Raw genomic sequence first — 20,523 nt, 5'->3', positions numbered from 1 at the left:
AATAGGGAACGCCATGGACCCCGCCGCCGCGCCCATCGATTTCCGCACCGACCCCAGCCGCTACAAGCACTGGAAGCTCACGTTCGAGAACGGCGTCGCCTACCTCACCATGGACGTGAACGAGGATGGCGGGCTGAAGCCCGGCTACAAGCTGAAGCTCAACTCCTACGATCTCGGCGTCGACATCGAGCTGGCGGACGCGGTGCAGCGGCTGCGCTTCGAGCATCCCGAGATCGGCGCCGTCGTCATCCGCTCGCAGCGCGACCGCATCTTCTGCTCCGGCGCCAACATCAACATGCTTGGCCTGTCGACGCACGATCACAAGGTGAACTTCTGCAAGTTCACCAACGAGACGCGCCTCTCGATCGAGGATGCGAGCATCCATTCCGGCCAGACCTACATCTGCTCGATCAACGGCATCGCGGCCGGCGGCGGCTACGAGCTGGCGCTGGCCTGCGAGCAGATCTTGCTGGCCGACGACGGATCGAGCGCGGTGTCGCTGCCCGAACTGCCCTTGCTCGCGGTGCTGCCCGGTACCGGCGGCCTCACGCGCCTGGTCGACAAGCGCATGGTGCGCCGCGACCATGCCGACTTCTTCTGCACCACCGCCGAGGGCATGCGCGGCAAGCGCGCGCGCGACTGGCGTCTGGTCGACCAGTTGATCCCGCCGTCGAAACTCGTCGAGCAGACGCAGAAGATCGCCGAGGAGATTGCGGCCAAGTCGTCCCGCTCGAAGCATGCCAAGGGCATCGCGCTGCCAACCGTGGAGCGCCGGATCGAGGGCGACACGCTGCGCTACGCCAATCTCACCGTCGAGATCGATCGCGAGGGCCGCTCGGCGAAGTTCCGCCTGAACGGCCCGGCCGCCGCGCCGCCGTCCGACGTCCATGCCGCCGGCGCCGCCTTCTGGCCGCTGGCGCTGGCGCGCGAGTTCGACGATGCGATGATGCACCTGCGCCTCAACGAGACCGAGATCGGCACCTGGGTGCTGACCAGCCAGGGTGATGCCGCACTTGTCGAGGCCTATGACGCGCTGCTGGCCAAGAATTCCGGCGACTGGCTGGTGCGCGAGATCGTGCTCTACTGGAAGCGCACACTGAAGCGCCTCGACGTGAGTTCGCGCAGCCTGATCGCGCTGATCGAGCCGGGCTCGTGCTTCACCGGCACGCTGCTCGAAGTGGCACTTGCGGCCGACCGCTCCTACATGCTGGACGGCGTGTTCGAGGGCTCGAACCTGCCGGCCGCCACGCTGCGCCTCACGAGCATGAATTTCGGTCCTTACCCGATGGGCAACGGGCTGACGCGGCTCACGACGCGCTTCCTGTATGACCCGTCGCTGGTCGACGACCTCAAGGGCGAGATCGGCGAGGCGCTGGACGCCGCCGCCGCCGAGGAAGCCGGCCTCGTCACCTTCACGCCGGACGACATCGACTGGGAAGACGAAGTACGCCTCGCCGTCGAGGAGCGCGCCGGCTTCTCGCCCGACGGGCTGATCGGCATGGAGGCGAACCTGCGCTTCCCCGGCCCCGAGACGATGGAGACCAAGATCTTCGCGCGCCTCTCGGCGTGGCAGAACTGGATATTCCAGCGCCCCAACGCGACCGGCCCCGAGGGTGCGCTGAAACTCTACGGCACGGGCAAGCAGAGCAAGTACGACCGCAAGCGGGCTTAAAGGCTTTCCTCCCCATTCAAATGGGGAGGTGCCCCGTCATCGGGGCGGAGGGGTCATAAAGGCGCGCAAGCCTGACCCCTTCGTCCACTTCGTGGACACCTCCCCATCTGAATGGGGAGGAATTCGAGCAAGGAGACTGAACGATGGCCATCGACTACAGCCAGCTCATTCCCAACAACGTCGATCTCTCGTCGGACCGCCGCCTGCAGCGCGCGCTGGAGAACTGGCAGCCGCGCTTCCTCGACTGGTGGAAGGACATGGGGCCCGACGGCACCTCGGCCTACGACGTCTATCTGCGCACGGCGATTTCCACCGATTCGAACGGCTGGGCGAACTTCGGCTACGTGAAGATGCCGGAATATCGCTGGGGCATCTTCCTGGCCGATCGCGACCCCGACCGCCAGATCGCCTTCGGCGACAACAAGGGCAAACCTGCGTGGCAGGATGTTCCCGGCGAACTGCGCTCGACCCTGCGCCGCCTGATCGTGACGCAGGGCGACACCGAGCCGGCGTCGGTCGAGCAGCAGCGCCTGCTCGGCAAGACCGCGCCCTCGCTCTACGACCTGCGCAACCTCTTCCAGATCAATGTCGAGGAAGGCCGCCACCTGTGGGCGATGGTGTACCTGCTGCACGCCTATTTCGGCCGCGACGGCCGCGAGGAAGCGGAGGCGATGCTGGAGCGGCATTCGGGCGATCCCGACAAGCCGCGAATCCTCGGCGCCTTCAACGAGGCGACGCCGGACTGGCTGTCGTTCTTCATGTTCACCTACTTCACCGACCGCGACGGCAAGTATCAGCTCGCGTCGCTGGCCGAGTCGGGCTTCGATCCGCTGGCCCGCTCCTGCCGCTTCATGCTGACCGAGGAAGCGCACCACATGTTCGTGGGCGAGACCGGCGTCGGCCGCATCCTCCAGCGCACCTGCGAGCTGATGAAGGAGCACAAGACCGACGACGTACGCAGCCTGGGCGGCATCGACCTGCCGACCATCCAGAAGTATCTCAACTTCCACTTCTCGGTGTCGCTCGACCTGTTCGGCCAGGAAGCCTCGACCAATGCGGCCAACTACTACACCCAGGGCGTGAAGGGCCGTTTCCTCGAGACGCGGGTCGACGACGACCACCTGCTCGTGAACGCGACCTACGAGATCGAGACGGTCGAGGACGGCCGTATCGTCAGGAAGGCTGTGCCGGCCCTTCAGGCGCTGAACGAGCGGCTGCGCCAGGACTATATCGACGACTGCGCCAAAGGCGTGCTGCGCTGGAACAAGGCGATCGAGCGCGCCGGCATCAACTTCGAGATGAAACTGCCGCATCGCGCCTTCGACCGGCAGATCGGCGCCTTCGCGGGCCTGCGCGTCTCGCCGGACGGCAGGGTCCTCAGCGAGGCCGAATGGGACGCCCACAAGGACAAGTGGCTGCCGACCGACGAGGACCGCGCCTACGTCACCTCGCTGATGGGGGCCGCCGTGACCCAGCCCGGCCAGTTCGCCCACTGGATCGCCCCGCCCGCGCGCGGCATCAACAACCAGCCGGGCGACTTCGAGTACGTCCGCTTCAACTGACGATCCCCAAATAAAAGACCCGCCTGCGCTTGGGGTCGCAGGCGGGTCGGGGAGCCTCTGGTGTGATGGAGGCCGGGTGGCCGCCTTGGGGAGGCGGCAGGACAACCTTGCCTCAGGCGACGGGGCGACGGTTGTGACCAGCCTGTGTCGAACGCGGCTTTTCCCGTCGCCGGTTCACGCGGTCTGAACCGCAAATTGTTCGCGTTGCTTCTGCACCTTGTGGTCGGGCAGGTTGGGTGCGTGAATCTCCCGATCCCGACGAGGACCGCCCCTTGAGCCCCATCCAGTTCGCCGCCATTGCCTTCGCCTGTATCATCGCCAGCGCGGTCGGCGGGGCCCTGCTCCGGACTCGCCTGCCCGAGGCCCATGTGAGTGGCGATTCGAAGGATGTGATCAAGCTCTCGATCGCGCTGGTCGCCACCATGTCGGCGCTGGTCCTGGCCCTGCTCTTCGCCTCGACGCGCACGTCCTTCGAGCGGACCAGCGGGCTCGTCAGCCGCATGACCGCCGACATCGCCGAACTCGACCGGGTTCTCAAGCACTACGGGCCAGACGCGGAGTCGATCCGGGCCGCCCTGCGTGCCGAGATCCAGCCGATGATCGATTCGATCTGGCGCGACGAGGCTGTCGCGCGCGGCGTCAAGCTCGACGAATCCAAGGCGCCCGAGGAGGAGGTCCTGTTCATGCTGCAGGACCTGCAGCCGGCGAATTCCAAGCAGCGTGCCCTCCATAGCCGCGCCCTCCAGATCAGCACCGACCTCCAGCAGACCCAGCTCGCTCTCTTCGCTCAGCCGACCGATTCGATCTCCAACACGTTCCTGATCGTACTGATCGTCTGGCTGATGTTCATCTTCGGCATCTTCAGCATGACGGCACCGCCCAATCCGACCTTGTTCGTCGTCATCGCGATGTGCATCCTCTCCGCGTCGGCGGCCTTCTATCTGATCCTCGAACTCGGCCTGCCGTTCGGCGGATTGATGCAGCTCTCGAACGAGCCGCTGAGGAACGCCCTCAAATAGTGCCGCATGCGAGGGACCACCCGAGCAGCCCCTCGCAGCAGCCGGCTCACGGCGCGGGCCTCGACGGTGGCGGACAGGCCGTCGCCACGATTCGCGACATCGAGCCATCGGGCTCAAGGCAGTCCATTTCCCGGGCGACCGGTGCGGGTGCCGACACCCGCACCACGCCGTCGATGCCCGCGCGCCGTTCACCCGCGAGTTGTCAGGGCCGGGGACGGTCCGCCTGGGCCGCGGCGGCCACGGACGGAAAGACGAGATCTCCTTCGCCATCGCCGGCGGCCAGCTGGAGACCGCGCTCGATGTCGCGCCTGACACGATCCCGCAGATTGCCGAACGCCAGAGAAATGCCCTTGCCCCGCAGTTCGCGCTCGAGATCGACAAGCAGTTCGCACGCCATCAGGTCGATGTCGTGGATCGCTCCGCCATCGACGACGACCCGCCTCACCGGATGCGCCGCCGCCGCGATGCGGGCTTCGATACGATCCCGGAACAACTCGCAGTTGGCGAAGAAGAGCGGCGCTGAGAAGCGATAGACCAGCAGGCCCGGCACCGGGGCGGCGTCCGGTCGATGGGCGACGTCGTGCCAACCGCCCTCGGGCGTTCGCCCCAGCACTGCATCGGACGGAAAGGCCAGGGCGCGCAACAGCAGCACCAGCGAAAAGACGACGCCCACCAGAATGCCTTCCATGACGCCCAGCGCCACGACACCCACCATCGTGAGAAGTGCGGCGACGAAGTCGCTGCGGCGGAACCGCCAGAGGCGGCGGAATTCGCTGACGTCGCAGAGGCCCCAGGCGGAGGCGATCAGGATGCCGCCCAGTGCCGCCGTCGGAAGGTGATAGAGAAGATCGGCGAGCCAGAGCGTGACGCCCGCCACGATGGCGGCCGCGATGACCATGGTGAGTTGCGTGCGGCTGCCCGCCGCCTCGGCGACGGCGGTGCGCGTATCGCTGGCGCTGATCGGCAAGCCCTGGCTGAGACCGGAGACCAGGTTCGCGGCACCGAGACCCAGAAGCTCCTGGTCGGCATCGACGCGCGTTCCATGGCGGGCGCCGAAGGCACGCGCGGTGATCATCGTATCCGAGAAGGAAAGCAGCGCCGCGACCAGCGCCACCGGCAGCAGTGCATCGAAATCGGCCAGCGACAGGAGCGGCAGCGAGAGGTCGGGAAGACCGGTCGGGATGCGACCGACAAGCGCGACGCCCTGCCGGTCGAGACCCAGCAGCAACACGGCCAGCATCGATCCGGCGAGCGCCAGCACAGCACCGGGCACCCGCGGCGCAAAGCGGCGGCAGAGCAGGATCACGACAAGACAGGAGGCGCCGATCGCCAGGGTCGCCAGGTTGGTTTGGCCGAGATGCCGCACCGTGGCGACGAACTGGTCGAGTGTCGTCGCGCCCTCGACCTTGAGGCCAAGGACCTTCGGCAGCTGCGCGCCCACGATCACGAGCGCGAGCCCGTGCAGGAAGCCGGTGATCACCGGCTTGGAAAGGAAGTTTGCGACGAAACCCAGGCGCAGCAAGCCCGACAGCAGGCAGATCAGCCCGACCATGACACCGAGACCGGCCGCGAGCAGGCCCAGTCGCGCGGGATCGCCCACCGCCAGAGGCGCCACGGCCACCGCCACGATGGCGGCCATGGCCGTATCGGGCCCGACGACGAGATGACGGGAGCTGCCGAACAGGGCGTAGGCCAGCAGGGGCAGCATGCTGCCGTAGAGGCCGGCCAATGGAAGACCGGCCAGTTCGCCATAGGCGAGCCCGACCGGCACCATGACCGCCCCCAGGGTCACACCCGCCGCCAGGTCGCGCGGCAGGAACGACGCCTGGTAGCCACGCGCGGCCGCAAGACCGGGCACCCAACGGGCAATCTTCATCGAGCCTTCTCCCCCTGACTGATCCTAGGCAGCGGCGGAGCAATTGGACAGCGCGCGGTCGTTCCTCGCCGTCGCCCCTACGGCCCCGGGTCGGCCTTGATGCGGTCGATCATCGCCTTGAGCCGCGCATCGGAGACGGCGGTGTCATGGAGCGGCACGAGAGCCGAGGAGAAGGCAGACAGGTCGACGTCGCTCACGATCTGGACGCCCGCCGTCTCGGCGGTACGACGGGCCTCGGCCTCGTGTTCATCCCAGAGGCGCCGGTAGTAGGCGACCGAATCCCGGGCGGCAGACCGGATGATCGACCGTTCCTCGTCCGACAACGTGTCCCAGACACGCCGGGAGAACAGCACGACACCCGGCGACCGGGCATGCTCCGTCTGACTGAAGAACTTCGCGACGCGATGATGCTGCAGGGCGACGAAGGACGACCAGTTGCCATCGGCCACGTCGACGAGGCCCGCGCGCATCGACGGGTCGACGCGTATCAGCGGCAGGACGACGGGTTGCGCCCCCATCGCGCGCACCATGGGCGCCCAATTCGAGGATTGCTGGGCGCGATACTTCACGCCACGCAGATCGGCGGGCGACCTCACCGGCATGACACCGTAAGTCGACCGGGCGCCGCCATCGTAGAAAACCAGCCCGACGACGCCGGCGCGCTCGAACGTCGCCAGGATCTCCTGCCCGATCGGTCCGTCCAGCACGCGGCGCTCGTGCGCGGTCGATCTAAACATATACGGCAGCGTCAGGACGGTGGTGGCAGGCACTGCACTGTTGAGAACGGCAAGGTTCACCCGCGCCATGTCGAGCGTACCGTTGCGCAGCTCGCCCAGCGTGTAGTTTTCGGTTTGCTGGTCGGCGGCGCCAAGAGTGGAAACGATCAGGCGCCCACCGCTGCGTTCACGCATCAGGTCGGCCAAATGGGCCACCGCGCGTACCGTTGGATAGTCGGAGGGATAGATATCCGATGAAGTGAAATCTCGGGCAGCCGCCGGACCCGCCACAGCAGCGGCGACCAGCCAGACGACGAGGTTAAAGATACGCATGTAAGGAACGGATCCTCCGGCTCACTGCGTCACTAAGCGAACACAGGACCAGAAGGTTGCATCGATGCGTGGGATTTCTTGCCCGGCGGGCTCCGAAGTCGTTCAAGATGCGGGCGAGGAGGAACAGGCCTCGACCCGGCGGCAGTTCTGACCGATATCGCCGGCAACCTCCGGGAAACCGGGCACCCGCAGGTTCAGGCAGACAAGCGCTTCCCGCTCGCCTCTCGCCATCGCCTCTCCTGCTTGTTGCCACACGCCGGGCCCGCGAGGCTCCGGGCGGTGTCCGACGTCGAGCAGGTGACAGGAGGCCAGCGCGGCATGGGCCGCTTCGAGTTCGCGCCGCAAACGAGGCAGTGCCGCGTCCGCGAGTTGGCGGGCAGTCCTGTACTGCGCAAGGTCCGGTCCGCAAGCGACAGCGGTCATCCGCTCATAGGCCAGAACGCGCACCTGTGCCGCCCCCCGCGCAGTACGCGGCGAGCACTTTATCGGCGGCAAGCGGATCGGCGGCATGGGCTCCGGACGCGCCACACAGCGCTAGGGCCAGGAGCAGTGTTCTTTTCACTCCGGAATCCTGGAGCAGGGCCGCGGCGCCGAGACGACAATCTCTGCATATCCAGGCCTGCCGATTGCACAGCAGCGTCCGGACTTAAAGCAACCTTGCCCCCAAACCTCTGTTGTACCGCCTCAATCCCCGAGGAGGACGCGATGAAGACGGTGAGCCACTCCTACGACAGCTATGCCCAGGCGCGAGCCGCTGTAACCGCCATCGAGAAGGCGGGAATCCCGTCCTCCGACGTGAGCATCGTCGCCAACAGGCACGTGACTGCACAGTATGCCGAGGACGATGCCGCCTCGGACACGGCGGCGGGCGCAGGCATCGGCGGCGTGGTCGGTGGCGGGGCGGGTCTCCTGGCAGGCATTGGCCTCCTCGCCATTCCCGGCCTCGGCCCGGTGGTCGCGGCCGGCTGGCTGGCCGCGACGGCCGTGGGAGCGGCAGCTGGCGTTGCTACGGGTGGCCTTATGGGCGCCCTGATCGGATCGGGCATGGAGGACGAGGTCGCAGCGGTCCATGCGGAAGCGGTTCGCCGCGGTGCCACGCTGGTCACCGCCCGCGTCCCCGACACGGAGGTCGGGCGCGTCGAAGGGCTGATGTCCGTTCACCGGCCGATCGACTCCACGGAACGGGCCGCGTCCTGGCGCGAGGAAGGTTGGACGACCTTCGATCCGAACGCGCCAGCCTATCGGCCGACCGAAACCGAGATTCAGCGCATGCGCCGCGAGTGGCGCGACCAGGGAATGGGCAAGCAGGCCTGACGCCTGATCCCCAGACCTCTGCGGCGCGGTCTGGCTAGCGGACCTCCGACATGATCTGCTTTTTGGCCTCCATGGCCAGGTGCTCGGACTGCTTGCGGATCGTGTGCTCTTCCATCGGTTTGCCGGCGGCAGCGAGGTCCTGCACCAGCTTCTGCATGACGTCGGAATCGCCCGGCTTCTCGAAATCGGCCATCACGACTTCCTTGGCATAGGCCTCGGCGTCGGCGCCGGTCTTGCCCAGCAGGCCGGCGGCCCACAGGCCCAGCAACTTGTTGCGGCGCGCGCTGACCTTGAACTTCAGGCCCTCATCATGCTCGTACTTCGCCTCGAAGGCCTTCTCGCGATCATCGAACGTGGTCATCGGCCGCTCCGGTTGGGCATGTCTCGTGCGGGCGGTATATAGCGACGACGACGCCGTCTTTCCAGCCCGCCTTCGCAGTGGCAATGTCACGCCCGCCAAGGAGGAAAACGCGCCATGTCGCTGGAAAAGCTCAAGGATTGGATCGGCCGGACGCAGTCCGTGGAGGATCTTGCTGCCCCCTTCCCAGTTCGCGCCCTCGCCGCGACCTTCGACGAGAAGGACCCCGACCCGAAGAACGGCGATCCCCTGCCGCCACTCTGGCACTGGCTCTATTTCCTCGAGATCGCGCCGCAGTCCAAGATCGGGTCCGACGGCCATGCCGAGCGCGGCGACTTCCTGCCGCCCGTCCCGCTGCCACGCCGCATGTGGGCCGGCTCCCGCTTCACCTTCGATGGCGAGCCGATCCGCGTCGGCGAGACCATCGAGCGCCTCTCGGAGATCAAGTCGGTCGAGCCCAAGACCGGCTCCACCGGCTCGATGGTGTTCGTGACGGTCCAGCACACGGTTTCAGGGCCACGGGGCGTCTCCTTCGTCGAGCAGCACGACATCGTCTATCGCGAGGCCGCAAAGCCCGGCGAAGCGCCGAAGCCGCCGAAGCCCGCCCCCACCGATGCGACCTGGACGCGCCATGTACTGGCCGATCCGGTGCTGCTGTTCCGCTTCTCCGCCCTCACCTTCAATGGCCATCGCATCCACTACGACCAGCCCTATGTGACGGGCGTGGAGGGCTATCCCGGCCTGATCGTGCACGGGCCGCTGATGGGGATGCTGCAGATCGAACTGGCGCGCCGCTCCAACCCGGATAAGGTGGTCCGGAATTTCGAGTTCCGCGCCCTCTCACCGGTGTTCGGCGGCGCGACGCTCGGCGTTCACGGCCGCCGGGAACCGGACGGCTCGGTCACCACCTGGATCGCCGGTCCCGACGGCGGTCTCGCGCAACAGGGCAAGGCCACGTTCCGATGAGACATCTTCACCATGCCGGCTGTGGCTGCCTCGCCGCCCTCTCGCGTCGCAACGTGCTGGGTCTCGGCCTCGGTGCGGCGGCTGTCGCCGCCACCGTTTCGGCGGCCGGCCCGGCGCTGGCGCTCGACGAAGGCTACGAGGCGATGCTGATGAAGTGCATCGATCCGCGCTTCACCACTGACACCTGGAAGTACATGAGTTCGCGCGGCTGGCAGAACAAATACAGCCAGTTCAACATCGCCGGCGGCCCCATCGCGGCGGTGGCGCCGATCTTCCAGGAATGGCGTGCCGCCTGGGAAGCCAACCTCGACATTTCATGCCAGCTCCACAACGTGAAGCGCCTGATCGGCATGGCGCATCGCGATTGCGGCGCGGCGGCGCTGGCCTATGGCGACCGCCTCAAGACCGACAAGGCTTTCGAGACCGAGAAACTCGGCGAGGCTCTGCGCGCCTTCCGCACTCAGGCTCTCAAGCGCCAGCCGCAGCTCGTCGTGGAGCTCGGGATCATGGACCTGAACGGCAACGTCGAAACCGTCTCCGCCTAAGGCAACCCGCGGAGCCGTCTTCTTGCCCGAGCAGAGCCTTCCCTTCACCACCGCAAGCCCCACCGGCCGGGACCTCGCGCTGGAGCACCAGCTCGCCGTCCAGCGCGCGGGCCGGCCGGCCGACCCGCTGCTGTCGCTGGTGGTGCCGGTGTACGATGAAGAAGAGTCGATCGACCTCTTCCTCGATACGGTGACGCCGATGCTGGAACGCGACGGCATCCGGTTCGAGGTCGTGTTCGTGAACGACGGCTCGCGCGACGACACCTTCGCCCGCCTGTTCGAGCGCAGCCGCGCCGACCGGCGCGTGCGCATCGTCAACCTGTCGCGCAACTTCGGCAAGGAAGCCGCCCTCACCGCCGGCATCGACCATGCGCGCGGCGACATCCTGATCCCGATGGACATCGACCTGCAGGATCCGCCCGACCTGATCGGCGCCTTCATCGCGCGCTGGCGCGAGGGTTACGACATCGTCTACGGCATCCGCACTGCGCGGCACGCCGACACGCCGGCCAAGCGCGTCTCGGCGGGCTGGTTCTACCGGGTGTTCAATTCCATGTCGCCGGTGCGCATTCCGCCGAACGTCGGCGACTTCCGGCTGGTCGACCGGCGCGCCGTCGAGGTGCTGCGGCAACTGCCCGAGCGCAACCGGTTCATGAAGGGCCTGTTCGCCTGGGTCGGCTTCAACTCGGTGGGCGTGCCCTACGAGCGACCCGAGCGCGCCGCGGGCACGACCAAGTTCAACCTGTGGCGCCTCTGGAACTTCGCCATCGACGGCGTGGTGAGCTTCTCGACCGCGCCGCTGCGCGCCTGGTTCTATGTCGGCATCGTGATCGCGGCGGTGGCGGTGCTCTATGCGCTGTTCATCGTCACGCGGGTACTGATCTTCGGCATCGACACACCGGGTTACGCCTCGCTTCTGATCGCCGTCCTGCTGATGGGCGCCATCCAGCTCCTGTCACTCGGTATCATCGGCGAATATCTCGGGCGCCTGTTCATCGAGGTGAAGGGCCGGCCGATCTACGTCGTCGAAGGCGTCTACGAGGATGTCCCGCCCAAGCCGCCGGCGACCTGACCTCGATGGACCTCAAGGAAGAAGACATTCTCGGCGCCGATATCGGCCGCCATTGGTACTACCGCTCCAAGGCTGCCGCGCTGCGCCGTGCCGTGGCCGGTCTCGCGCCGAAGCGCCTGCTCGATGTCGGCGCGGGCTCGGGCTTCTTCTCGCGCCATCTCCTGTCCGAAACGCCCGCCGAGAGCGCACTCTGCGTCGACATCGGCTATCCCGCCGACCGCGACGACAGCGTTGCCGGCAAGCCGGTGCTCTATCGCCGCGATGCCGGGCTCACGGATTGCGACCTCGTGCTGATGATGGACGTGCTGGAGCATGTCGACGACGATCGCTGGCTCGTGCGCCATTACGCCGACAAGGTGCCCGCGGGCGCACATTTCCTCGTGACCGTGCCGGCCTTCGCCTTCCTGTGGAGCGGCCACGACGTCTTCCTCGAACACAAGCGCCGCTACCGGTTGCCCGAGATCGAGTCGACGATGCGGGACGCCGGGCTCGAGATCGTCCGCGGCAGCTACTATTTCGGCTTCGTCTTCCCGCTGGCCGCCGCCGTCCGCCTCGCCGACCGCAACACGACCGAGCCACGCAGCAGCCTGAAGAAGCAGGGCGCGCTCACGAACGGCATCCTCACCGCGATCTGCGCCGCCGAACTCCCGCTCTTCCCGATCAACCGCCTGGCCGGCCTCTCCTGCTTCGTGCTGGCGAGGAAGCCGTAGACCGATCGGTCGATACGCCTCTAGCCCTCCTCACTCAGCCCTAAATCCGCATATCCCGGACGAGTTGATCGATGAGCCTTCGATCGATTGAGTCCAAAATCGGCGCTTCGTCGTCTTCGTTGGTGAACATGATGCAGAAAGGCGGCCAGCGGCTCCCGAGCATCCGAGCAAGGATGGTGCGGTTAGGCGATCCAGCGTCGCATCAGCCGTGGCGAGAACAGGCCGCGCCTCAGGCAGAATTCCAGAACGCGGTTGAAGGTTCCCGGCACGCATTTCAGCCTGCCCGAGCCGAGCTGTTGCAGCGAAGCTTCCACGACCGATTCTGCGCTTGACCAGAGAAACGCCGGGATCGCCGCGCGCCGTGAATGCTTGTACTCGTCCGTATTGCCGAAGTTGCTGATTGTGTACCCGGGAATCAGCGACTGGATCTCGATGCCGTGCGCGCCAACTTCGAGGTTCAGCCTCTGGGAAAAGCCGTCGAGGAAGAGCTTGGTTGCGCCGTACATCGTGTTGCCCGGGGTCTGGATGTACAGACTCATCGAACAGACATTGATGATCGCCCCTTTCCTGCGGGCAATCATCGCCGGCAGCGCCGCCCGGCTGAAGCGGACCGGCGCCACGACATGGACCTGCAGCATGGCGACATGGCTTTCCGGCAGGACGGTCTGGAACAGATGCGGCACACCAAAGCCCGCATTGTTGATGAGCAGATCCAAGGCAGGCGCGCCTGCGATGAAGTCAATCACCGCATCCTGATCGGCGATACTCTGCAGGTCGGCCACGATCGGCGTCACAGGCACGCCGTGGCGCGCCGTGATGTCCCGGGCCACTGCGATCAGGGCGTCGCGCTGCTTGTCGACCAGGCAGAGCCCGTAGTTCCTCGCCGCCAGACCCGCCGCGAAGGCGGCGCCGATACCGCTGGCGGCACCGGTGATCAGGGCCCACTTGGTCTCAGGATCGACCGATGTCATCGCGGATCTTCTGGAAGTTAAGCAGCCGGTCGATCGCCCGGTCGAGCCAGCGATCGGGCAGCCAGCGAGGCAGCAGCCAGTATCGCACGCGTCGATCAGGGAGGACGTAGCGTGCTTTCGGCCGCCTGAGAACCAGGGCATCGACGATCCGGCGCGTGACGGCCGAGACCGGGAGCGCGGTGTGCCGCGCGTCGGCCAGGTTCATGTGCTTCAGGACCGGATGATAGTCCGTGCCGTCGAAGGTCGTCTTGAGATGCGCGGCCTTGTCCCAGATCGGCGTGTCGATGGCGCCCGGCTGGATCACGATCACGTCCACGCCGTAGATCATCAATTCGCGCCGCAGCGAATCCGAGAGCGCCTCCAGGGCATGCTTCGAGGCGGCATACGGCCCCATGAAGGGATAGGCGATCCGCCCGCTCACCGAGCTGATGTTGACGATGCGTCCGGGCCGGCCGGCCTTCGTGCCGCGCAGCAGCGGCAGGAAGGCCTGCACCATGTGCAGGACGCTGACGACATTAACCTCGAAATGCCGCCGCAGGACGTCGGGCGACAGCGAGGTCAGGGGGCCGGGATCCGCAATGCCGGCGTTGTTGACCAGGCCGAACAGCCCGCCATCGCCGATCTCCTCCCTCACCGTCGCAGCGGCCCTGCCGATGGCGTCGGCGTCGGTGACGTCGAACAGGAGCGGCGTGAAGGCGCTGCCGAATTCGCGCTGGAGCCTCGCCGCCTGCTCCTCGGTACGGACGCTGCCGAAGACCCTGAAACCCTGCCGGCACAGTTCGGCCGCCGTGCCATGGCCGATACCGGTCGAAACGCCCGTGATGACGATGGATTTGATGACGGTGGACTTCACGCAGACTTCGCCGATCGTTCATTGCCCGAGCAGGGTGCTCTCCAACGATAGCAATAGTCTTGCACAGTCGATAGCGCATCATGCTTGGTGCATCGTGCTTTTGGCGCTTCTGGCCTCGTCGATTCCTGTACCAGCGTGGGAGGGGTCGCGACAGGTTAGCGACGATAAAGCCGACCCCAGGATAAAGCTCACAGGGATCTGCACCGCCGAACTTCCGCTCTTCCCGATCAACCGCCTAGCCGGCCTGTCGTGCTTCGTGCTGGCGAGGAAGCCATGAGGCGTGGCGACGAACCAGGCAAAAAGGTCCTTCGACTACGCCTCGCTCCGCTCAGGACGACGGATTTGGGTCAGCTCGCGGCGGCCTGGATGTCCTTCGAGACGATGCGCTTACGCTTCGCGTTGATCTCGCGCAGGGTAACCATCATTTCCTCGGCCACGATGTCGCCGGGGATGCCGTCGCCCTCGGCTTCGAGTTCCTTCATGTCGACCCAGACGCCGTAGAGCGGCGCGGTGCGGGAGGTGATGATGCCGGCGTGGAGCAACGTCTTGATGAGGACGCGGAAGATGTTGGTGCTGTCCTTCAGCGACGCGCGGCGGTCCTCGTCGGTGAAGACCTCCTTCATCGCGTCGCGCACCCACTGCCAGTCGAGCCCGTACTTGGCGTAGATGACCTGCTTCTGCTCGGCGTTGATCAGGTTGAAGAGCAGCGTCTGGAAGATCTGCGCCGCCCAGTCCTCGACCTTCTTGTGCTCGTCCTCGCTCAGGTGGCGGATGGTCCGCGAGGCCCAGATGCGGCCGAAGCGGTGATGGAAGGCCTCGTCGCTCATCACCAGCTGGACCAGCCGGCGCAGCACCGGATCGTTGGTCTTGGCGTTGAGCGTCGCGAAGGAGCCCATGGCGATGCCTTCGATCAGCATCTGCATGCCGACAATCTTCTTGTAGACCTCCTCCGTCGCAACCAGATCGGTGAGCACGGTGGCGATGGTCTTGCCCACCGGCAGCGGAGCGCCCCAGCGGCGGCCGATATAGCGCGTGAACCCTGCAACATGCCGGGCCTCCTCGCGGGCCTGGTTGGCCGCGTATTCCTGGGCGCCCGGGTCGAGCAGGATGTGGCAGAGGCTGGCCGACAGCGACATCGCCCCCTGCTCGCCGTGCAGCAGGTTGGAGATCGACCAGTGCATGACGTCGTTGCCCAGCCCGATCTTCTGGCCCTCGTCCAGCCGGTCGGCCACCGCGCTCTTCAGCTCGACGACCGTGTCGAGCGGCATGATGGGGGTTTTCGCCATGTCGAAAGGCTGGTCGAAGTCGATATAGCTCTTGTCGAACGGGTCCCAGAAATGGTCGTGGGTGGCCGAAATGATGCCGTCGAAGGCATCCGTGCGGCGGCCATAGCGGGGAACTTCCAGCATTGCCGGAAAATCCTCGCGTCCAACCGTGTCATAGGCCTTGTCGTAGGTGATTTGCTGGGCCATGTGAGGCCTCCTGTTTCGCAACCAATATGACGACCCCGTCACCTTTTTCAATGGATTTTTCCCCAGTACCGGAGCATGGCGTTTCCGCCATATTCCGCCCGAACGGCGGGCGATCCTCATCGCCCGCGCAGGAGTAAGACATGTCCCGCCGTCGCCGCATCTACGAGGGCAAGGCCAAGACCTTGTTCGAGGGGCCCGAGCCCGGGACGATCGTCCAGTACTTCAAGGACGACGCGACCGCGTTCAACAACCAGAAGAAGGGCACGATCACCGGCAAGGGGGTGATCAACAACCGCATCTCCGAGTTCCTGATGACGAAGCTCGGCGAGATCGGTGTGCCCACCCATTTCATCCGCCGCCTGAACATGCGCGAGCAGCTCATCCGGCAGGTCGAGATCATCCCGCTCGAGGTGGTGGTCCGCAACGTCGCGGCCGGCTCCTTCGCCAAGCGCTTCGGCGTCGAGGAAGGCACGCAGCTCCCCCGCTCGATCATGGAGTTCTTCTACAAGAACGACGCGCTGGGCGACCCGATGGTCACGGAGGAGCACATCACGGCGTTCGGCTGGGCCGCCCCGCAGGACCTCGACGACATCGTGGCGCTGACGCTGCGGGTGAACGACTTCCTGTTCGGCCTGTTCCTCGGTTGCGGCATCAAGCTGATCGACTTCAAGATCGAGTTCGGCCGCCTCTACGAGGACGACATGGTCCGCATCGTGCTGGCCGACGAGATCAGCCCGGATTCGTGCCGGCTGTGGGATCTCAGGACCAACGAGAAGATGGACAAGGACCGGTTCCGCCGCGACCTCGGCAAGGTCGAGGAAGCCTACCAGGAAGTGGCGCGGCGGCTCGGCATCCTCATCGACCAGGGACCGGGCGACGTTCGCGGCCCCACCACGCTCCAGTAGCAGAGGCGACATGAAAGCCAGAGTCCACGTGACCCTCAAGAACGGCGTGCTCGATCCCCAGGGCAAGGCCATCGGACATTCGCTCAATCGCCTGGGCTTCCCTGAGGTCGGTGACGTGCGCCAGGGCAAGTTCATCGAGCTCGAGCTCGCCGAAACCGATCAGGCCAAGGCCAAGGCCCGGCTCGAGGAGATGTGCAAGAAGCTGCTCGCCAACACGGTGATCGAGAACTACTCGATCGAGCTGGTGGGTTGATGAAGCCGAACAACCTCATCCTGAGGAGCGGTCCGCAGGACCGCGTCTCGAAGGATGGGAACGAGCACCGCCTTTGTTGCCGACCCTTCGAGACGCGCGCCGCGCGCGCTCCTCAGGGTGAGGACCTTGCCGGTAGGGACGGACGGAGATGAAAGCAGCTGTATTGGTCTTCCCCGGCTCCAATCGCGAAGGCGACGTGGCGCAGGCGATCGAGCTGGTGACTGGCCGCCGGCCGAAGATGGTGTGGCATGGCGACGGCGACTTCGAGAGGGTCGACCTGATCGTTGTGCCGGGTGGCTTCTCCTACGGCGACTATCTGCGCTGCGGCGCCATGGCGGCCCAGTCGCCGGTGATGGCCGAGGTGAAGAAGCGCGCGGCGCAGGGCGTGCCGGTTCTGGGCATCTGCAACGGCTTCCAGATCGTGACCGAGGCGGGCCTGCTGCCGGGCACGCTGATGCGCAATTCCCACCTCAAGTTCGTCTGCGCCGACGTCCATCTCAGGGTCGAGACCAGCCAGAGCCTGTTCACCAACCGTTACCAGGCGGGCCAGGTGATCAAGGTCCCGGTGGCCCATGCCGAGGGCAACTATTTCGCCGACGCCGACACGATGAAGAAGCTCGAGGATCGCGGCCAGATCGCCTTCCGCTACTGCGCGCCCGACGGCACCGTCGACGGAAGCGGCAACCCCAACGGGTCGAGCAGCAACATCGCCGGCGTGTTCAACGAGACCAAGACGGTGCTGGGCCTGATGCCCCATCCGGAGAACGCGGTGGAGCCGATGTTCGGCGGCACTGACGGTCGCGGCCTGTTCGAGGGCATGGTCGAAGCGCTTTCGTGAGGAATTTTTCGTGACTGTTGCCCAGGAAAAGAACCCGCCGGTCAAGCTGCCGAACGAGCCGGCGATCACGCCGCAGATCGTTGCCGAGCACGGGCTGGCGCCGGACGAATACCAGCGCCTGCTGAAGATCATGGGCCGCGATCCCACCATGGTGGAACTCGGCATCTTCTCGGCCATGTGGAGCGAGCACTGCTCCTACAAGTCCTCGAAGGTGTGGCTGAAGAAGCTGCCGACCAAGGCGCCGTGGGTCATCCAGGGCCCGGGCGAGAATGCCGGCGTCATCGACATCGGCGACGGCCAGGCCGCCATCTTCAAGATGGAGAGCCACAACCACCCCTCCTACATCGAGCCCTACCAGGGCGCGGCGACCGGCGTGGGCGGCATCATGCGCGACGTCTTCACGATGGGCGCGCGGCCGGTGGCCAACCTCAACGCGCTGCGCTTCGGCGACCCGAAGAACGCCAGGACGCGCCATCTCGTCTCGGGCGTGGTGGCTGGCATCGCGGGCTACGGCAACTGCATGGGCATTCCGACGGTCGGCGGCGAGACCAACTTCCATGCCGCCTACAACGGCAACATCCTGGTCAACGCCATGACCGTGGGCGTCGCGCCGGTCGACAAGATCTTCTATGCGGCCGCCACCGGCGTCGGCAATCCGATGGTCTATGTCGGCTCCAAGACCGGTCGCGACGGCATCCATGGCGCCACCATGTCCTCGACCGAATTCAACGAGGACAGCGAGAGCAAGCGCCCGACGGTGCAGGTCGGCGATCCGTTCGTCGAGAAGCTGCTGCTGGAAGCCTGCCTCGAGTTGATGGCGACCGACGCCATCATCGCCATCCAGGACATGGGCGCGGCCGGCCTCACCTCCTCCTCGTTCGAGATGGCGGCCAAGGGCAGCCTCGGCCTCGTCATGGAGCTCGACAAGGTGCCGATGCGCGAGACCGGCATGAATCCCTACGAGCTGATGCTGTCGGAGAGCCAGGAGCGCATGCTCATGGTGCTGAAGCCCGGCCGCGAGGACGAGGCGCGCGCGATCTTCGAGAAGTGGGAACTCGACTTCGCGGTGATCGGTCATCTCACCGACACCGAGCGCATGGTGCTGACCTGGCACGGCGAGGTGGTGGGCAACATCCCGATCCCGCCGCTGGTCACCGAGGCGCCGATGTACGAGCGCCCGTGGACGCTGACGCCGCTGCCGGCAGAGCTCGATTCGTCCAGGGTGCCCGCGCCGGGCAACTCTCCTGCCGACTGGAAGGCCTCGCTGGTGAAGCTGATGAGCTGCCCCGATCTCGCGAGCAAGGCGTGGATCTGGCATCAGTACGACCATCTCATCCTGGGCAACACCGCGATCCGTCCGCAAGGCGGCGACGCGGCGCTGGTGCGCGTGCCCGGCGCCTCGAAGGAAGCCGGACACAAGGGCGCGGGCCACAAGGGCCTCGCCATGACCTCCGACTGCACGCCGCGCTACGTGCAGGCCCATCCCGAGACCGGCGGCCGCCAGGCCGTGGCCGAGGCGTGGCGCAACATCACGGCCGTCGGCGCGCGGCCGCTCGCCGTCACCGACAACATGAACTTCGGCAACCCGCAGAAGCCCGAGATCATGGGCCAGTTCGCGGGTGCCATCATGGGCATGGCCGAGGCCTGCACCGCCCTCGACTTCCCCGTCGTGTCGGGCAACGTCTCGCTCTACAACGAGACCGAAGGCCGTCCGATCCTGCCGACTCCGACCATCGGCGCGGTGGGCGTGATCGACGACATCGCGACCTCGGCGGGCTCGCGCCTGGTCAAGGACGGCCTCGCCCTCGTGCTGGTCGGCGACACCAAGGGCTGGCTCGGCCAGTCGATCTACCTGCGTGAACTGCATGGCCGCGAGGAAGGCGCACCGCCGCCGGTCGATCTCGCGGTCGAACGCCGCAACGGCGATTTCGTGCGCGGGCAGATCGTGGGCCGCAAGGTCGAGGCCTGCCACGACCTGTCGGACGGCGGCCTGCTGGTGGCGCTGGCCGAGATGTGCCTGTCGGGCAGCACCGGCGCCTCGATCAAGCTGCCGGCCGGCGGGCCCTCCCCGCACGCCTTCCTGTACGGCGAGGACCAGGGCCGCTACCTGATCGCGACCGATGATGGCGGCGCCCTCGTCGAGGCCGCGACCAAGGCCGGTGTCCCGGCCGTCCTTCTGGGCTATTCCGGCGGCCCCGACATTGTTGTCGAGGGGCTGCTCAGCGTTCCGCTGCAGGAACTGCGCGACGCCCACGAAGCCTGGCTTCCGGGCTACATGAACAGCGCCGCCTAGGGAGACCGCCATGCCGATGCACGCCGACGACATCGTCCGCCTGATCAAGGAGGGCATTCCCGACGCCGAGGTCGAGATCCAGGACCTGGCCGGCGACGGAGACCACTACGCCGCTACGGTCATTTCCGCCTCGTTTGCCGGTAAATCCAAGATCCAGCAGCACCAGGCGGTCTATGGGGCGCTGGGCGGCCGCATGGGCGGTGTCCTGCATGCGCTCAAGCTGACCACCATGGCGCAGCGCCCCTGAACGCCCTATATTCTGGCAAACCCCGCGCCCCGGCGGCGCTTCACGGAGATCGATCATGAGCGAACCCCAGGTGTTCGAGCGTATCCGCGACGAGATCGGCAAGAATGACGTTTTGCTGTTCATGAAGGGCACGCCCGTGTTTCCCCAGTGCGGCTTCTCGGCCGCGGTGGTCGACGTGCTGAGCCAGCTCGGCGTGAAGTTCCACGGCGTCAACATCCTCGTCGACCCGGAACTGCGCCAGGGCATCAAGGAATTCAGCCAGTGGCCGACGATCCCCCAGCTCTACGTGAAGGGCGAGTTCGTCGGCGGCTGCGACATCATCCGCGAGATGTTCGAGACCGGCGAACTGGAGCAGGTCTTCAAGGAGAAGGGCGTGGCGCTGGCGGAAGCCGCCTAACGCCTTCCACAGGAAGGCGTCGGCGGGCGCCGGTGCTTCGCGACGCGCGAGAGCCCGCTTACACGCAATAGTCGACGAAACCGCGGGCTCATACCCCGCGGTTTTTCTTTGGGCTTCGATCTTTCTGAAATCGTGCGCCCGGCGCGTGCTC

At 66.3% G+C, this 20,523-nt stretch carries 21 protein-coding genes; 14 read left to right on the top strand and 7 right to left on the bottom strand.

All coding sequences use genetic code 11. The features are described from left to right. The first annotated feature begins 13 nt into the window (after positions 1-13). The 3 genes from boxC to KQ910_RS13915 all read left to right on the top strand — a co-directional run bounded on the left by boxC (position 14) and on the right by KQ910_RS13915 (position 4,253). Positions 14-1,672 (top strand): 2,3-epoxybenzoyl-CoA dihydrolase, encoded by a 1,659-nt coding sequence (gene boxC, locus KQ910_RS13925; protein WP_216961154.1) that lies wholly within the window; start codon positions 14-16, stop codon positions 1,670-1,672. Between the two features lie 143 nt (positions 1,673-1,815). Next, positions 1,816-3,234, top strand: a complete 1,419-nt coding sequence (gene boxB, locus KQ910_RS13920; protein ID WP_216961150.1) for a benzoyl-CoA 2,3-epoxidase subunit BoxB — start codon at positions 1,816-1,818, stop codon at positions 3,232-3,234. A gap of 236 nt (positions 3,235-3,470) precedes the next feature. Continuing rightward, positions 3,471-4,253: a bestrophin-like domain gene (locus KQ910_RS13915; protein WP_216961147.1), complete on the top strand. Its 783-nt coding sequence runs from the start codon at positions 3,471-3,473 to the stop codon at positions 4,251-4,253. Between the two features lie 202 nt (positions 4,254-4,455). On the opposite strand, the gene KQ910_RS13910 is transcribed toward KQ910_RS13915, so the two are convergent. The 3 genes from KQ910_RS13910 to KQ910_RS13900 all read right to left on the bottom strand — a co-directional run bounded on the left by KQ910_RS13910 (position 4,456) and on the right by KQ910_RS13900 (position 7,625). After that, a complete protein-coding gene (locus KQ910_RS13910) occupies positions 4,456-6,129 on the bottom strand; it encodes a SulP family inorganic anion transporter (protein WP_216961144.1) in 1,674 nt (557 codons plus the stop codon). Positions 6,130-6,206: 77 nt separating this feature from the next. Next, positions 6,207-7,178, bottom strand: a complete 972-nt coding sequence (gene dctP, locus KQ910_RS13905) for a TRAP transporter substrate-binding protein DctP (RefSeq protein WP_216961141.1) — start codon at positions 7,176-7,178, stop codon at positions 6,207-6,209. Positions 7,179-7,280: 102 nt separating this feature from the next. Further along, entirely contained in the window at positions 7,281-7,625 is a 345-nt protein-coding gene (locus KQ910_RS13900) for a hypothetical protein (protein ID WP_216961138.1), read from the bottom strand. Positions 7,626-7,883: 258 nt separating this feature from the next. Here KQ910_RS13900 and KQ910_RS13895 point away from each other — a divergent pair, with 258 nt between their 5' ends. Beyond that, entirely contained in the window at positions 7,884-8,492 is a 609-nt protein-coding gene (locus tag KQ910_RS13895; RefSeq protein ID WP_216961135.1) for a hypothetical protein, read from the top strand. A gap of 34 nt (positions 8,493-8,526) precedes the next feature. On the opposite strand, the gene KQ910_RS13890 is transcribed toward KQ910_RS13895, so the two are convergent. Next, on the bottom strand, positions 8,527-8,853 hold the full coding sequence (locus KQ910_RS13890; RefSeq protein WP_216961132.1) for a DUF1476 domain-containing protein: 327 nt from the start codon (positions 8,851-8,853) through the stop codon (positions 8,527-8,529). A 114-nt stretch (positions 8,854-8,967) separates the two neighbouring features. Here KQ910_RS13890 and KQ910_RS13885 point away from each other — a divergent pair, with 114 nt between their 5' ends. The 4 genes from KQ910_RS13885 to KQ910_RS13870 are packed head-to-tail and all read left to right on the top strand — an operon-like array spanning position 8,968 to position 12,143. Continuing rightward, positions 8,968-9,816 (top strand): HTD2 family dehydratase, encoded by an 849-nt coding sequence (locus KQ910_RS13885; protein ID WP_216961128.1) that lies wholly within the window; start codon positions 8,968-8,970, stop codon positions 9,814-9,816. After that, positions 9,813-10,361, top strand: coding sequence for a hypothetical protein (locus tag KQ910_RS13880; RefSeq protein ID WP_216961125.1), 549 nt, complete (start codon positions 9,813-9,815; stop codon positions 10,359-10,361). The genes KQ910_RS13885 and KQ910_RS13880 overlap by 4 nt, the downstream gene beginning before the upstream one ends. A 22-nt stretch (positions 10,362-10,383) precedes the next feature. Continuing rightward, complete coding sequence (locus KQ910_RS13875; protein ID WP_229600402.1) at positions 10,384-11,433, top strand: glycosyltransferase family 2 protein; 1,050 nt, start codon at positions 10,384-10,386, stop codon at positions 11,431-11,433. 5 nt (positions 11,434-11,438) lie between these two features. Further along, entirely contained in the window at positions 11,439-12,143 is a 705-nt protein-coding gene (locus tag KQ910_RS13870) for a methyltransferase domain-containing protein (RefSeq protein WP_216961122.1), read from the top strand. Positions 12,144-12,325: 182 nt separating this feature from the next. On the opposite strand, the gene KQ910_RS13865 is transcribed toward KQ910_RS13870, so the two are convergent. The 3 genes from KQ910_RS13865 to KQ910_RS13855 all read right to left on the bottom strand — a co-directional run bounded on the left by KQ910_RS13865 (position 12,326) and on the right by KQ910_RS13855 (position 15,439). Beyond that, positions 12,326-13,114, bottom strand: a complete 789-nt coding sequence (locus KQ910_RS13865) for an SDR family NAD(P)-dependent oxidoreductase (RefSeq protein ID WP_216961119.1) — start codon at positions 13,112-13,114, stop codon at positions 12,326-12,328. Next, positions 13,095-13,967: an SDR family oxidoreductase gene (locus KQ910_RS13860; protein ID WP_369408336.1), complete on the bottom strand. Its 873-nt coding sequence runs from the start codon at positions 13,965-13,967 to the stop codon at positions 13,095-13,097. The genes KQ910_RS13865 and KQ910_RS13860 overlap by 20 nt, the downstream gene beginning before the upstream one ends. Positions 13,968-14,314: 347 nt before the next feature. Further along, positions 14,315-15,439 (bottom strand): ferritin-like domain-containing protein, encoded by a 1,125-nt coding sequence (locus KQ910_RS13855; protein ID WP_216961116.1) that lies wholly within the window; start codon positions 15,437-15,439, stop codon positions 14,315-14,317. A gap of 140 nt (positions 15,440-15,579) precedes the next feature. On the opposite strand from KQ910_RS13855, the gene purC reads away from it, so the two are divergent. From purC to grxD, 6 genes are all read left to right on the top strand, one after another. Next, on the top strand, positions 15,580-16,344 hold the full coding sequence (purC, locus tag KQ910_RS13850; protein ID WP_068189890.1) for a phosphoribosylaminoimidazolesuccinocarboxamide synthase: 765 nt from the start codon (positions 15,580-15,582) through the stop codon (positions 16,342-16,344). A gap of 10 nt (positions 16,345-16,354) precedes the next feature. Further along, positions 16,355-16,597: a phosphoribosylformylglycinamidine synthase subunit PurS gene (purS, locus tag KQ910_RS13845; RefSeq protein ID WP_216961113.1), complete on the top strand. Its 243-nt coding sequence runs from the start codon at positions 16,355-16,357 to the stop codon at positions 16,595-16,597. 148 nt (positions 16,598-16,745) lie between these two features. Further along, on the top strand, positions 16,746-17,435 hold the full coding sequence (gene purQ, locus KQ910_RS13840; RefSeq protein ID WP_216961111.1) for a phosphoribosylformylglycinamidine synthase subunit PurQ: 690 nt from the start codon (positions 16,746-16,748) through the stop codon (positions 17,433-17,435). Positions 17,436-17,481: 46 nt separating this feature from the next. After that, positions 17,482-19,728, top strand: coding sequence for a phosphoribosylformylglycinamidine synthase subunit PurL (gene purL / locus KQ910_RS13835; protein WP_216963851.1), 2,247 nt, complete (start codon positions 17,482-17,484; stop codon positions 19,726-19,728). A gap of 10 nt (positions 19,729-19,738) precedes the next feature. Next, on the top strand, positions 19,739-19,975 hold the full coding sequence (locus tag KQ910_RS13830) for a BolA/IbaG family iron-sulfur metabolism protein (protein WP_216961108.1): 237 nt from the start codon (positions 19,739-19,741) through the stop codon (positions 19,973-19,975). Between the two features lie 55 nt (positions 19,976-20,030). Beyond that, complete coding sequence (gene grxD, locus KQ910_RS13825; protein WP_216961105.1) at positions 20,031-20,372, top strand: Grx4 family monothiol glutaredoxin; 342 nt, start codon at positions 20,031-20,033, stop codon at positions 20,370-20,372. Positions 20,373-20,523: the final 151 nt, after the last annotated feature.

The sequence above is a fragment of the Reyranella humidisoli genome, from assembly GCF_019039055.1.
Taxonomy (GTDB): Bacteria; Pseudomonadota; Alphaproteobacteria; order Reyranellales; family Reyranellaceae; genus Reyranella; species Reyranella humidisoli.
Note: the sequence above shows the minus strand (reverse complement) of the source record. Positions and strands in the feature narration are given on the sequence as shown.

Coding starts and splice junctions, on each gene's coding strand:
- boxC (WP_216961154.1), top strand. CDS start 14: ATGGACCCCGCCGCCGCGCCCATCGATTTCCGCACCGACCCCAGCCGC.
- boxB (WP_216961150.1), top strand. CDS start 1,816: ATGGCCATCGACTACAGCCAGCTCATTCCCAACAACGTCGATCTCTCG.
- grxD (WP_216961105.1), top strand. CDS start 20,031: ATGAGCGAACCCCAGGTGTTCGAGCGTATCCGCGACGAGATCGGCAAG.
- KQ910_RS13910 (WP_216961144.1), bottom strand. CDS start 6,129: ATGAAGATTGCCCGTTGGGTGCCCGGTCTTGCGGCCGCGCGTGGCTAC.
- KQ910_RS13895 (WP_216961135.1), top strand. CDS start 7,884: ATGAAGACGGTGAGCCACTCCTACGACAGCTATGCCCAGGCGCGAGCC.
- KQ910_RS13865 (WP_216961119.1), bottom strand. CDS start 13,114: ATGACATCGGTCGATCCTGAGACCAAGTGGGCCCTGATCACCGGTGCC.
- KQ910_RS13855 (WP_216961116.1), bottom strand. CDS start 15,439: ATGGCCCAGCAAATCACCTACGACAAGGCCTATGACACGGTTGGACGC.
- KQ910_RS13890 (WP_216961132.1), bottom strand. CDS start 8,853: ATGACCACGTTCGATGATCGCGAGAAGGCCTTCGAGGCGAAGTACGAG.
- KQ910_RS13880 (WP_216961125.1), top strand. CDS start 9,813: ATGAGACATCTTCACCATGCCGGCTGTGGCTGCCTCGCCGCCCTCTCG.
- purS (WP_216961113.1), top strand. CDS start 16,355: ATGAAAGCCAGAGTCCACGTGACCCTCAAGAACGGCGTGCTCGATCCC.
- purQ (WP_216961111.1), top strand. CDS start 16,746: ATGAAAGCAGCTGTATTGGTCTTCCCCGGCTCCAATCGCGAAGGCGAC.
- purC (WP_068189890.1), top strand. CDS start 15,580: ATGTCCCGCCGTCGCCGCATCTACGAGGGCAAGGCCAAGACCTTGTTC.
- dctP (WP_216961141.1), bottom strand. CDS start 7,178: ATGCGTATCTTTAACCTCGTCGTCTGGCTGGTCGCCGCTGCTGTGGCG.
- KQ910_RS13830 (WP_216961108.1), top strand. CDS start 19,739: ATGCCGATGCACGCCGACGACATCGTCCGCCTGATCAAGGAGGGCATT.
- KQ910_RS13885 (WP_216961128.1), top strand. CDS start 8,968: ATGTCGCTGGAAAAGCTCAAGGATTGGATCGGCCGGACGCAGTCCGTG.
- KQ910_RS13870 (WP_216961122.1), top strand. CDS start 11,439: ATGGACCTCAAGGAAGAAGACATTCTCGGCGCCGATATCGGCCGCCAT.